We start from the raw sequence: 14,025 nt of genomic DNA on the forward strand, positions 1-14,025 counted from the left end.
TCTTGGTAGGCGGTACGATCCCGACATGCGTCGGGATCAAGGCAAGCTTAGGCGCGCAGGGCTTCCATATCGCGGATCAGTTCGCTGATAACGATGTCATCCACAATAGTGAACGGTTTGCGCTCTTCGGTTCGCTGCCAGTAATACTGGCCGTCGTCGATCACCACCGTCTCCAGCGTCTGTTCAGGGTATTCATCGACCATGCCCACAATAATGCAGGGGTCAAACGACAGGCTAAACCCTAACCGACGATCGATAGGTTTGATAAAGTCCATGATCGCGCCGCCGTCCTGGGCATCGCCACGGCGCCAACCTTTGTTAGCCAGCCCAAGAATACGGCCAGTGGGGACTACGGCCCCTTTCCAGCGCAGCAGCTCACGGCTTTCACGCTCTTGTTCGGTCAGGCTGTAGGTATCGCGGCCCAACTGCACGAACGGTTGCAACAGTTCATAATCGGCAAACAGTTGGCCGAAGCCTGCCGCCTGGTGCTCAGGCAACTCCAACGCGTGCGGAATACCAATGCGCACGTTATCGCCCTGCGGCAAGGTGTATTCGTCATCTTCTGCGGTGGTCAGGCTGCCGTCTTCGGCAACGCGGAAACAGTCCACCAATTTGCCGCCATGAGTAGAATCATCGTCCACCAGATACACGCCCCAAGCCAGGCGTTGCACCAAGTGGCGTACCAGAGGATGGCGCACCAAGAACAGTTCGAACAGTTCAGGGGTCCAACGGCGGCGCTGGCACATGGCAATTTCCAGGCGCACAACTTGCTGAGCGGCGACGGTGCGGGCATCTTTTTTCAACAGCTTGAAGATGTTTACCGCTTCGTTGGCCAGTTCCTGATTGTCGGTCTTTTTCGGCTTCGGCAGATCTTTCAGGCGGGTGCCATCCATATCGCGCACGAACGGTTTGAGTGTTTCATCGAAGCTGACGGTAAACTGGCGTTCGCCGAAATCCAACCGCAGCGAGCCGTTTTCATCCAGCCCTAAATCCGGAGCTAAACGGTCTTCCAACTCCTCAATGGTTAACTCGCGGGCTTCGGCAATGGCCGCAATCTTTTCCCGTGCCCGATCCTGTAAGCCTTTAAACTTGACCTTCTGCGCGATACCGTTCAGCAGCATCAGCGCCACGTCGGATCCGATCTGATTCAACACTTCCAGGCCGTTAACCGCCCGCTGATGCTGAGCCTCTCCCGGCCAGGCACGAATAAACGGAGTGAGCTTGCGTGCGGTGTCATCGGTACCAAACAGGCCCAAAGACATAAATGCCCAGCCCTCTTTGGACGGTGCCGCAGCAAATAACCATGCTGAGAACATATCCCAGGCAAAGTCCGCCAATGAGTCTGGATCGCAAGCCTGTTTTACTTGATAGATCCCTTCATACAACCCTTCACTTACCGGGAAGCGCAGCATGGTGCCTAAATGTTCCAGCGCGCTGTCCGGCAAGGCTTTTTTACTCGCTTTCAGTAACGGACGACGCCAGCCAGCGGGTTGATAAAAGTCAGGAGATTTGCTGATTTTACTCGGGAAGCGATCGAGCGGATCTTCATCCAGCATAGCGCGCAGTGCGTCGGTTACCTCTGGATTGCCGTAAGCCTCACCGGTCTGCATAATCAGCGCTTCGTGACCCTGCGTGGCCAGCATCCGTAACGCTGAGGTAGCGCAATCTTTGGCTTCACCTTTTTTGCCCAATGCCGCAGGGATCAGGCCGATAGCGCTGTGTTGCGGATATTTACACAACCACTGTTGGGCTTCGCTACGCAGCGTTTTCAGCTTGAGGTAGGCACGGGCAATCAGCGGGGCCAATTCGCTGGCGCCCACGTGGCCCCAGACATTGGTCAATTCTGTTGGGCGAGAGCGTACCGCGTTGATCAGGCCAGGTAGCGCTGCTTCACCAAATTTGGCCACCATATACTCCTCACCGCTGCATTGGTGAGTAGACAAACTGTTCCATAAGGCCAGTGCCATCTCATCGGGCAACAGCGAGGTAAAGCGCATACTAAAGTTTGACCAACTGGTTTGTTCAAGCTGAGCCTTCCAGGCGTCGATCAGGCCCTGGGTATCCCTGTTTCTAATGGCAATGGCTGCCGTTTCGTTCTGGCTCTTTCTGTTACCTGATTGATAAATCTGGAAACCCAGCTCATTGGCCAGCGTGTTCATATTTTTTGCGGCAGCCTGATAGCGTTTTTCTTCCCAGCCATTCAGCGCTAACCACCGTTTTTTCTCTTCATCGGTTAAATCGAGTACCGGAGCCAGCACCTGTGGCTCAAGTGCCAGGACTGCCGCTTCGCGTTTTTTCTTTTTCTGTAGCCAAGGCGGGCTGACCAGCACCAGGGGTAAATCAGCCTCATCGGCTAATTCAACCGGGCCAGATACGCGGGCAATCAAATCTTGCACTTGAGTTTGCGCTGCCCCGCTCATCCAGGGCAGTAACTGGGCCACTTGTTCAGGATTGGCCAGCAGCAGATTGCTTAAGCAGGCGCTCAACATGCCGCTATCTTTGTTGTTAGAGGCCAACAGCTCGGCAAGCGCCGGGATCGATGCCAGCGGCCAGCGGTGTGCAGCGTCGATAAACCGCGCCAGAAACGCTTTACCCTGACCGGAGACCTGCGCCAGTGCGGTAATTGCCGCCGGTGTACCAATACAGGCGAGAGCATCACCGGTAAGGGTGATTTCCGGCTGGTAGGCCAGGATTGGCACTGCGTTAACGCCGCGCTCTGCAATCAGCGTAGCGATACTAAATTCACAGTTAAGGAATGCAGCGTGGCGATAGGTAGAACGGCTCATTACGCCTAACGACTTCAGGACAGCCTCGTCGGTGGCGACCAACTGTAGCCATGGCGTGACGTCACTATCCCCCTGTTGGAGCAACTCACCGGCTAACCGGTTCGCGATATCTGGGCGTTCAGGCAGTAACAAGGCAATCAACGGCTGGCGGCTAACATGCAGCTGCGGCAAGCCCGCGAGCAGTTTATCCACGCAAATCTGCCATTCGGCCTCATCGGCACAAGCCAGGAACTTACGGAAATGCAGCTCAGCGCAGCTATAAGGGGACATCCACGAGCCGCTTAGCGGATCTGCGATATCTGTATTGAGGTAGTAACTGTGCTTTTGCGCATCGCTATCCCAGTTTGATTCAACACAGATCCCTTGAGCCAGTAGCAGCACATCAATCGCGTACGGCAATCCCTTTCTGGCCACTAAAAAGTCGGTAATATCTGTCTTGTTGTCGCCGTAATAACGGTTGCTACCGGCATTGCATGCCAGGGCAAACAACACCGCATCTGACTCAATGGTGCCATCCATCTGTTGATCGGCCAACCGTTGCCAGCTTGCAACATAAGTCTGGCGCAACTCCGCAGACGAGGAGTCAAAGTCAGTCTGAAAATCGTCACTTTTATAGAGGTGGTTGCGAAGCTTGATCCAGCTCTGCTTATCGTTTAGCTCTGGTTTTTCGCCCGGATGGGCTCGGTTGGCCAATGCCTGAACGCTTAAATTCTTCGGTAAGGAAATCGGGTCACCATTGGCTAACCACGGTGGTGTTTCGCCAGCAGGTTTGTCGATGTCCGAAGAGATAACGGATTGCGAGAGTATGGTGGCAGCAGAGATCGGAGGCGCACTTTCTGCTGGGGTATCGCTTATTGGCTCAGCGCGGGGTTTTTCAGCTGGTTCAACCTTCGGTTTTGGCGCTGTGGCGCCAATGGTGGCGTTTTCATCAACGGCAATTTCAACGTAGCCTTTGCCGGTTTTTTCCTTCACCAGCTTGGTCATGGCAGCCGAGGCCTTGGCTTCGTTATCAAAACTCTTGGTCTGGCTTTGCCCTTGCGTACCAATCTTGCCCCAGCGCAGGTTTAAATCACTGTCCGACTGCTCGATTTGCCAAAATTTGTTTGATTTATCATCTTTGAATTCGAAATGACGCACCGTTGTCTCCCTGGGGATCAATTATCCATAAAATAACGCGTGGGATTAAGTTATCAGATATTTAGGCTATGAATAGAGGGGCCGCATGGAATTTGGGAAAAACGCCATGCGATCAGATGGATGACAAAGCGATGTGCACTCATGCTGCGCCCACGGCCCCTCTTAAAGATAACAGTGCAACTGTATGACCCGCTTAACCGTTGTTAATGCCTCACGCAGGGTTGGCAGCGGCAGCGAACCCAACGCCAAACGCAGGGCATGTGGTACATGAACCGAGGTAGCAAAAGGTTCTGCGGTAGAGAGCGAAATACGCTCTTTTAGCAGGGCTGCGGCGATGCGATCCGCCCTGACCTCCTCTGGCAAGGGCACCCACAGAAAATAAGAATCAGGGTGGCCGATATAGTTCAGCTCGCTCAGTGCTTCCCTGGCTATTGACTGACGTAACCGGGCATCTTGGCGTTTTTCGTCTTCTAGCCGCATAACGGTGCCGTCTTCGATCCACTCACACAGGATCGCGGTCATGATCGCCGGGGTATTCCAGGTGGTTGCCCTGATGGCTCGTTCCAATGCGGGGATCCATTTTTCCGGTGCAGCCACTATGCCAACACGCAACCCGGTCGCGACATTCTTGGAAAAACCGGAAATATATACCGTGGATTCTGGGGCGAGAGTCGCTAACGGCAGTGGCGGTTGCTCTGCCAGATAGGCGTACGCGGCATCCTCGATGATTAGCAGCCCATGTTCGCGAGCCAGCGCCACCAACCGGTGCCTCAGTGGCTCGCTCATCACCCAGCCAAGCGGATTATGCAGCGTTGGCATGCAGTAAACGGCTCGCACCGGGCGGCGCTGGCATAACCGTTCAAGTTCCGCCAAATCAGGGCCATCGCTCAACGCGGGAATGGCGACCAACTCAAGATGGTAGCTCTCGGCCAGGATTTTAAAACCCGGATAGGTCAAGGCATCAACCGCGACCACGTCGCCCGGTTGCAACAGCCCCATCACGGTGATGGCTAACCCTTGTTGAGCGCCATTTACCAGCAAAACGTTCTCTGCCGCCAGGTTTAAGCCACGGTGGTTCAGATGTCTGGCTACGACCGCCCGCTCGTGTGGCCGACCTGCATGGGGTTGATAGCGTAGCAATGCGTCCAGATCGCCGGAGGAAGCCAACTGACGTAAAGCTGCCCTCAGCAGTTCACTTTGTGACGATAGCGTTGGGTAATTGAAGTTCAGATCGAGCATGTCCGTGGCGACGGCCTGCTGATCGATGCCCAAGCCCGGCGGCAGCGAAATCTCCCGGACAAAGGTCCCCCGACCCGCTTCCCCGCTGACTAATCCCATCGCTTCAAGTTCCGCATACACCCGTGAGGCAGTGACCAACGACATACGTTCCTGGGCGGCAAGCTGGCGATGGGTGGGTAAACGGGTCCCTGGTATAAGACGCCCTGCGCGAATATCAGCGGCAAAACTATCGACCAGCGATTTGTAACGGGCTCGTGCCATAGCAACTTGTATCCATGACAATTTTTTGATTGTCATGATTTTGCGGCATAACATGCCGATCCACAATCCTCCAGCGTCGAAAATAAGGGTGTCCCATGCAGGTGAAGATCGAGCAAAATAACTCCAGCGGCTGGCTCAATGGCTTTTTGGGCATGGTGATCTTCAGTGGTTCACTCCCCGCCACCAGAGTCGCCGTGCTCAGTTTTGATCCTCTATTTCTTACCGTCGCTCGTGCTTCTATCGCGGGTCTGTTCGCGTTCCTGCTGTTAGGGCTGTTTAAACAACAGCGGCCACGAGGCGATCAGGTATTCTCCCTGATGATCGTTGCATTGGGCGCGGTGGTGGGCTTCCCACTGTTGACCGCGTTGGCGTTGCAGCATGTGACTTCGGCCCATTCCATCGTCTTTCTCGGCCTGCTGCCCTTGGCCACCGCGATATTTGGCGTGCTACGGGGTGGTGAGCGCCCTCGTCCCGTTTTCTGGCTCTTTTCCATTATCGGCAGCCTGTTGGTGATGAGTTTTGCGTTTGCTCAGGGAGTGTCCGCTTCGCTGACCGGGGATTCCTTAATGCTGGCTGCGGTGGTGGTTTGCGGGTTAGGCTATGCCGAAGGGACTAAACTGTCGCGTGAGCTGGGAGGTTGGCAGGTGATCTGTTGGGCTCTGCTGTTGGCATTACCCGTGATGCTGGCGACCTCATTGCTGCTGATACCCTCATCCTTGGAGGCTATTCCCCTGCCAGCCTGGATAAGTCTGGCCTACGTTTCGCTGTTCAGCATGCTGATCGGGTTTATCTTTTGGTACCGGGGCCTGGCCCAGGGCGGTATTGCCAGCGTCGGCCAACTGCAATTGCTGCAGCCCTTTTTTGGCCTGGCGCTGGCAGCAGGCTTACTGCATGAACCCGTCAGCCTGCTGATGTTGGCCACCACGTTGGGGATTATCCTCTGCGTGGCGGGATCGCGCCGATTCGCCAATTGACTGCTCCCCGCCCTAAAGGGCGAGGGTTCCCACTTCACAGAGCCGAACCTAAGCCGCGTGCTGCGATTCAGGACTTACAGGCTCTCCGTGGGCTAACACTGCCAGCCCGGCAGCTTTGATATTACGCGCCGCGTTGATATCTCGATCATGCTCAGCACCGCACTCAGGGCAGTGCCAGTGACGAACATCAAGTGGCATTTTTTCCATGGTGAAGCCGCAACAGCTACAGCGTTTTGAGGACGGGAAAAACTGATCTATGGCAACGACAGAACGTCCAGACCCTTTCGCCTTGTACTGTAGCTGTCGTACAAACTCACCCCATCCGGCATCGGATATCGCTTTCGACAGTTTGGGATTACGGAGCATGTTTTTCACTTTCAGGGATTCAACGCAAACAACTTGGTTCTCGTTTATCAGTTTGCGGGACAACTTGTGCAGGCTGTCCATTCGGCAATCAGCAATTTTAGCGTGGAGCTTTGCGACTTTTAATCTTGCTTTAGCACGGTTCCTTGAACCTTTTTGCTTCTTGCTCAATCGGCGCTGTAACAACGCTAAACGTTTCGCGTACTTCGCCGTGTGGCGGGGATTGCCGGTTTTAAATCCGCTATCAGTGACGAACAAATCTTTTAAACCCATATCAATGCCCGTCATTTTTGCGGTAACAGGCAGTGATTTTGGTTCAAATTCGCACAAGCAGGACACGAAATATCGACCTGATGCGTCTTTGGAAATTGTGACGGTTGAAGGTGTCGAGGGGAGTTCACGACTCCAGCGAACATGGAGTGGCGTTGTGCTTTTAGCCATGTACAGCGTGCCGTTACGGTATTTAAAGGCACTCGCCGTAAATTCAGCAGATTGTTTGTGGTGTTTGCTTTTGAATGTTGGGTACCTGGCACGCCCCGCAAAGAAGTTAGAAAAGGCGGCCTGTTGGTGGCGAAGAGTCTGCTGTAACGGGACGCAGGAAACATCATTCAGCCAGGTAAATTCAGGCTCTTTTTTTAGGGCGGTTAGTCGGGCATTAGCCTGAATGTAGCCGATCTTCTCCTGTCGTTCGCGGTACGCATCAGTTCGCCAGCGGAGAACTGAATTGTAGACAAAACGCACACAGCCGAAGGTGTGAGCTAAAAACTCAATCTGATCCTGTGTTGGATAAAACCGATATTTGTAGGCGCGTTTCATATGTACAAAATTACAGGAGTTATAGTGAAAAGACAAAAAGAAGTTAGCTTGAAAATCGCCTCCTTTCCTCCCCGGCCTAAAGGCCGAGGTCTCCCGGAGGCAATCTGATGATCGGATCACTTCACCTTGGCCATCAGCGATTCACCGATGGCGTAGAACTGCCCACCGGCAATATAGTGCAAGCTTCGTAGTGCAGGTTCGGCTGAGTCAAAATGCCAGTGGCCATCTTTAAATACCCGCGTATCGGACCAGGCCCCGGTCACTTCACCAATAAACAGATCGTGGGCCTGCTGATTATGGGGCTCCGGGATCAGCCGACACGCCAGCCAGGCGGAGCATCCGGCCACAAAAGGCAGTGGCCGATCGTCAAAGCTGAATAGCTCGACGCCACAGTTTGCCAGTTTGTCGGGTTCGGTATGCAGGCTGCGGTTACCGACCTCATAGGTCAGCTGTAGTTGAGCCGCAGTGGGTACCTGGATCACAAAGCACCCACTCTGCTCGATCAGCTCACGGGTTTTGGTCATCTTGTCCAGCACTACCGTCAGCTTCGGCGGCGAGAAGTCCAGCGCACAGGCCCAGGCGGCGGCCATCACGTCATTGACACCGTCGTGGCTGGCGGATACCAACACCGTTGGGCCGTGATTAAGCAAGCGATAGGCCTTTTCCAAGGCCACGGTGGCAATAGGTTGGTTCATCATTTCTCTCTTAAAATTACGCTGGGCCAGATACATTATCGTAGCGCGGCCGCGAACCATTGTGAAAGAGATGTTGGTGGCAGTCGTATCTGTGACAACGTCACTCTTGTGTGGCTGGCTGCTCCCTGCGATAAAACTGGCTCCACAGCGCCATCAACAACCCCAGCCCCGCTAAAACGGCGGCCACCAGATAGGTCAGGTGTAAACCTGCCGTGCTCCCTAACCGTATATCGCTAGTTGCCGAGGCTAAGGCGAATATGCCCCCATGGCGGAAGCCCCGATGATAAAGCCAAGGTTGCGCGCCAGATTTAACAGACCAGAAGCGACCCCACGCCGCTCGATGCCAACCTGTTTGATCACCGCCGTGTTGTTGGCCGCCTGGAACAAGGCATAGCCTGCGGTGATCAGGCAGATCGGCAAGATATAGCCCACAACGCCCTGCGTGGGTGACATCATCGACAAAACTAATGCCCCCAGGCAAACTCCCAGTAATCCCAAGCTAATCATCTGCAGTGCCCCGAAGCGGTCGACCAGATATCCCGATGGCACCCCCGCCAATGCGGCGATCAGCGGCCCGGCGGACATTACCAAGCCAACCTGCTGTGGCGCTAATCCTAGCCCATGAGCAAGATAGAACGGCCCCACCACGAAGGATGTCATGATCACCGTACTCACCAGCATGTTGGTTAGCAGGCCGCTGCTCAGGATTGGCTGACGCAGTAGGGCCAGTTGGACCAGCGGGCTCGCCACTTTTCTCTCAACCCAGACGAACGCGCTGGCCGCAACGGCTGTTCCCAACAGCAGCAGGCTATTGAGCGAGCCGAAATGGCCGTGCCCCAACGTCATGGCCAGCGAAAATAGCGCCAGCGTCAAACCGAGCAAGGCCATTCCGACGAAGTCAAAACGCGCCTGTTTCGTTACCTGCTGCGGAGCGGTTTGTGGGAGATAGCGATAAACGCAAAACAGCGCGACGCCCCCCAGCGGCAGGTTGATCAGGAAAATTGACTGCCAGCCAAACCCGGCAATCAAGACGCCACCCAGCGTAGGGCCAAGCGCAGTCCCCACTGCGGATAAGGTGCCGAGCAACCCCATCGCCCGTCCGACCTTATCCTTGCTGATGGTTTCGCCAACTAGCGCCAGAGTGATGGCCATCATCACTGCGCCCCCTAGCCCTTGCGCAGCACGGGCCGCAATCAGCCACCAGATGGTAGGAGCGACAGCACAACCCAGCGAGGCGAGCATAAACAGGCCGAGACCGGCCAGTAACAGCGTGCGACGGCTGATGATATCCCCCAACCGTCCGACGCCCACAATTAGCGTGGTGATTGCCAACAGATAAGCGATCACCACCCATTGGACATCTTGAAACGAAGCGCCGAACACCTGCGCTAATGTGGGTAGACTGACGTTGGTGATGCTGCTACCCAGAGAGGAGAGCAGCGTTGGCAAGGCCAGGCTGATTAGCCCGCCACGCAGGGCCGATTGGGGTGCGGGCAAGACATTGGGTACGGTGGATTTCATGGTTGGCTGATTCCTGAATTAACTTGTCAGTCAGCGTATGACAAACCATGACATGGCGGAAGACGCAGGGTATGCAGTTTATAAGTGCATCAAACGCCATATGTCAGAATCGGGCGCAGCATGCAGCGCCCCTACGGTCGAATTTAGCAATACCTGTGAGCTTTCTCACAACTCCGCGACAAAGCCGGGGGCGAGCAAAAAATAGGAACTGTATAAACAACGGCTGGCAAGCCACCCTTGGCGCTCTCGGTATACTCAAGGCGAATCAACCTGAGTGAGTAAGTAAAATGAAAACAACAGAAATCGTCTCAGACAGCTATGTGAAGGTCGGCGTACGGGAAAAGATTGGCTATGGCTTCGGCGATCTGGCCTCCAACCTTTCGTTTGGTTTTGTCTCCCTGTTCTTACTGTTTTTTTATACCAATATTTACGGCATCAGCGCGGTACAGGCGAGCCTGATTTTTGTGATCGCCCGGGTGCTGGATGCCGTGTTTAATATCTTTGTCGGTTACTTTATCGATAAAACCCAAACCCGGCACGGCAAGCTGCGCCCTTACCTGCTGTACGGCGCGGTGCCCTTGGGGATCTTGACGGTCCTGTGTTTCAGCACCTTCGACAGTGACTATAAATTTTATTACGCGCTGATCACCTACACCCTCTATTGCCTGGCCTACACGGCGGTCAATACGCCCTATTCAGCCATGACCAATATGCTGACCCAGCACGAAGGCTCGCGGGCTTCGCTGTCGGTTTACCGCTTTGTATTGGCCATCGTCGGTTACCTGATTGTCTCGACCACTGCCGACGTGCTGATTTCACAGTTCACCGATCAGAAGATGGGCTATGTGTTTGCCGTCAGCTGCTTTAGCCTGTTGGCCACCTTCTTCTTCCTGGCCTGCTTTGGCATGACCAAAGAGCGGGTGAAAAGCCTGCCAGATCAAAAGGCCCCCACGCTAAAAGAGATGATCACCGCCGTTTCCGGCAACCTGCCGTTAATCCATCTTTCCCTGTTCACGGTGTTTTTCTATATCGCCTATACGGTGTGGATGGCCATTGCGATCTACTTCATCAAATACACCCTGGGGGATGAAAGCTTTACCGCCAAGTTCTTCATGATCCAATCTGCGGCCTATGTGGCGGGTACGGTGATCTCAGAAAAGATCATCAGCCTGATGGGCAAAAAGAAGATGGTTCTGTTGGGGCTGCTGATCGGGATTGTCGGTTTACTGTTCCAATACTTCCTGGCGGGAGATAACGCCTACCTGATTATGACCGGCGTGTGCCTGTACAGCATTACCTTGGGGATGGGCTTTGTCGCGATGTGGTCGATGATTGCCGATACCGTTGAGTATGCCGAATGGAAACACGGCGTACGTACCGAAGGGGCAATTTACGGCTTCTTTAACTTCATCACCAAAATTGCCATGGCGATTGGCGGCGGCTGTGCTGGCCTGATGCTCGATTACTTTGACTATTCGTCCGAGCATATCAGCGACAACGCGCTCAACGGCATCAATATGATGATGACGCTGTTCCCTGGCCTGATGTTTGCCCTGGGGATGCTGTTTATCTTCTTCTACAAGCTGGATGAGCACACCTACCGGAATATCATCAAAGACATTGAATTGCGCAAAGCTAGCGCGCAGTAACCAGCAGGTATCCTATGAAAAAAGATTTCCACGCCATCATTGCCACCATGACTGCCGAAGAGAAAGTGGCGTTACTCAGCGGTAGCGGTTTGTGGCGCACGGCCAGCTTCCCGCAGCATGGTATTAGCGACATTGTGATGACGGATGGCACCTACGGTGTCCGTTACAGCACCAGCCAGATCGAACAGGGGGAAAATTGGCACATTAGCGATTTCCTCGCCGTGATTGGCCAAAGCGCAGGCGAGGTAGAGCAGGAAGAACAAAAAGGCGGCTCTGAGGCGCTGTTCAGCAAATCCAAACCGGCCACCTGTTTCCCGAATGGTTCCACCCTGGCCTGTAGCTGGGACGTGGATCTGGTGTACCAAATGGGCGAGGCGTTGGCCAAAGAGTGCCAGGAGTTGGGCGTCGGCATTCTGCTTGGTCCGGGGATCAATATTCGCCGCACGCCTTTGGCAGGCCGTGGCTATGAATATTACTCGGAAGATCCGGTGGTCAGCGGTGACGTGGCCGCAGCCTTGATCAACGGGCTGCAGGACGGTGGCGTGGGGGCCAGCCTGAAGCACTTTGCTGCCAACAATTCAGAATACCGCCGCACCGAGATGGACTCGGTGGTGGAAGAACGGGCGCTGCGCGAGATTTACCTCTCGGGATTCAAGCGAGCAATCGACAAATCCAACCCCTGGACGGTGATGTCGTCCTATAACCGGCTCAATGGTGTGCAAACGTCGCAACACCATTGGCTGCTGACCGAGGTACTGCGCAATGAGTGGCGCTATAACGGGCTGGTGATGTCCGACTGGTATGGCATCAAGGATCGCCCCGCTTCCTTGCTGGCGGGTAACGATCTGGCCATGCCGGAAACCCAGCGTGATAAACAGGAACTGTTGCAGGCGATCGAACGCGGTGAAATCCCTACAGAGGTTCTCGATACTGCCTGTTTGCGGATGTTAACCCTGATCGACAAGGTGCAGCGCCACCGCAAGCCGGGCACCAAAGCCGATTACCCGCAACATCACCGGTTAGCACAGCAATTGGCTGCCGAATCGATAGTGTTATTGAAAAATGAAGGCAATATCCTGCCGCTGCAAGCCGGCAAGAAAACCACCATCGCCGTATTGGGCAAACCGGCGCAGGAGCCGGTGATCCAGGGCTCGGGTTGTGCTACCACCGTGCCTTACATGCTCGATCGTCCGCTGGACGAAATTTTCGAGGTGGCCGGTAACGACTTCCAGATCGATTATGCCATCGGCACCCCGGATGATAATCACGTAGATCCGCAAGCGCAGGCACATGCGGTTGAGCTAGCCAGCAAGGCAGACGTTGCCGTGGTGTTCGTCAGCACTGCCATTGGCGAAGATGGCGAAAATGGCGATCGCCAGGATTTGAATATCTTGCCTAGCCATGAAGCGCTGATCCGCGCGGTAGCCAAACGACAGCCCAATGTGGTGGTCGTATTGGCTAACAGCGATGCGGTAGTGATGCCTTGGCTATCAGACTGCAAAGCCCTGCTGGAGACCTTCTTTGCGGGCCAGGGTATGGGACGCGCTGTGGCGGATATTCTGTTTGGCCGGGCCAACCCCTGTGGCAAGCTAACGGTCACGGTGCCCAATACTCTGGAAGAAACTCCGGCCTGGCTCGATTACCCAGGGGAAAACCTGCGCCATCACTACAGCGAAGGATTGTATGTAGGTTATCGCTACTACGACCGACGTAAGTTGACGCCGCAGTTCCCATTCGGTTTTGGCCTGAGCTATAGCGAATTTAGCTATGCCAAGTTGGCGACCTCGGTCACCGAACTTGAGGAGGGGCAACCCTTAACCGTCAGCGTTGAGGTGACCAACCGTGGCGATCGGGCCGGTAAAGAGATCGTACAGCTTTACCTGACTGCACCACAGGGAGATCTGGCACGTGAAGTGCTGGCGTTGAAAGCCTTCGCCAAAGTGCACCTTGAGGCGGGCGAAAGCAAAACGGTGACCATGACGCTGGAATGGCCGGATTTTGCCTGTTTCCATCCAGGCATGGCCGCTTGGGTGGTCGATCCTGGCGAGTACCAGCTTCACGTGGCGCGTTCTTCGCGGGATATCGCGCTGAGCACGGTGGTCAAGCTGTGCGCCAAGCCCTATTATTTACCGCTAAAGGTGGATAATTCGTTGCAGCAACTGATTGCTACCCCGCCGGCTTTTGACCGAGTGGTGAAGCTATTGGTCAGCAAAAACGGCTTGCCGGAGGCGCTGATGCGCGAAAAGCTCATCGCGATTGCTCCGGATCTGTTCTGCGGCCTGTTTATCGCCCTGACGGAGTTCCTGGCTATTGCTATTACTCAGCAGGAGTTGGAGGCTGCATTAGCGGAACCTGCCGCCGTGTGACCCCTCACCCCAACCCTCTCCCACAGGGAGAGGGAACTGGTACGGTGATGTGAATAAGTACGTAATTCAATTTATGGCATTTTAAATTTAGGCACAGGTATAAAGTTGTAGTACGGACAGTCCCCTTTTCTTAGGGAGCGGTATGGCGATGTAGTTAGGCCAGATTGTCGCATTCACCTGAGATCAGATTGATGCTGAGCTTACAGGTGGCACGGGCT

Annotated in this window: 8 protein-coding genes; 3 read left to right on the forward strand and 5 right to left on the reverse strand. The window is 54.7% G+C overall.

Translation table 11 applies throughout. From position 1 onward, the window contains the following. Window positions 1-47 precede the first annotated feature (47 nt). Both D9980_RS07085 and D9980_RS07090 read right to left on the reverse strand, forming a co-directional pair. Entirely contained in the window at window positions 48-3,923 is a 3,876-nt protein-coding gene (locus D9980_RS07085; protein ID WP_121606856.1) for a DUF4132 domain-containing protein, read from the reverse strand. 162 nt (window positions 3,924-4,085) lie between these two features. Continuing rightward, window positions 4,086-5,423, reverse strand: a complete 1,338-nt coding sequence (locus D9980_RS07090) for a PLP-dependent aminotransferase family protein (RefSeq protein ID WP_121606857.1) — start codon at window positions 5,421-5,423, stop codon at window positions 4,086-4,088. Between the two features lie 95 nt (window positions 5,424-5,518). Here D9980_RS07090 and D9980_RS07095 point away from each other — a divergent pair, with 95 nt between their 5' ends. Next, entirely contained in the window at window positions 5,519-6,397 is an 879-nt protein-coding gene (locus D9980_RS07095) for a DMT family transporter (protein WP_121606858.1), read from the forward strand. Between the two features lie 48 nt (window positions 6,398-6,445). Here D9980_RS07095 and D9980_RS07100 read toward each other — a convergent pair whose 3' ends face one another. The 3 genes from D9980_RS07100 to D9980_RS07110 form a co-directional block, all read right to left on the reverse strand. Then, window positions 6,446-7,576, reverse strand: a complete 1,131-nt coding sequence (locus D9980_RS07100) for an RNA-guided endonuclease TnpB family protein (RefSeq protein ID WP_121608974.1) — start codon at window positions 7,574-7,576, stop codon at window positions 6,446-6,448. A 116-nt stretch (window positions 7,577-7,692) separates the two neighbouring features. Further along, window positions 7,693-8,271 (reverse strand): flavin reductase family protein, encoded by a 579-nt coding sequence (locus D9980_RS07105; protein WP_121606859.1) that lies wholly within the window; start codon window positions 8,269-8,271, stop codon window positions 7,693-7,695. Window positions 8,272-8,517: 246 nt separating this feature from the next. Continuing rightward, entirely contained in the window at window positions 8,518-9,792 is a 1,275-nt protein-coding gene (locus tag D9980_RS07110) for an MFS transporter (RefSeq protein WP_370454298.1), read from the reverse strand. 287 nt (window positions 9,793-10,079) lie between these two features. Here D9980_RS07110 and D9980_RS07115 point away from each other — a divergent pair, with 287 nt between their 5' ends. Both D9980_RS07115 and D9980_RS07120 read left to right on the forward strand, forming a co-directional pair. Next, window positions 10,080-11,441: an MFS transporter gene (locus tag D9980_RS07115; RefSeq protein ID WP_121606860.1), complete on the forward strand. Its 1,362-nt coding sequence runs from the start codon at window positions 10,080-10,082 to the stop codon at window positions 11,439-11,441. 14 nt (window positions 11,442-11,455) lie between these two features. Further along, a complete protein-coding gene (locus D9980_RS07120) occupies window positions 11,456-13,807 on the forward strand; it encodes a beta-glucosidase (protein WP_121606861.1) in 2,352 nt (783 codons plus the stop codon). Window positions 13,808-14,025: the final 218 nt, after the last annotated feature.

It is taken from the genome of Serratia sp. 3ACOL1 (genome assembly GCF_003668775.1).
Classification (GTDB): domain Bacteria; phylum Pseudomonadota; class Gammaproteobacteria; order Enterobacterales; family Enterobacteriaceae; genus Chania; species Chania fonticola.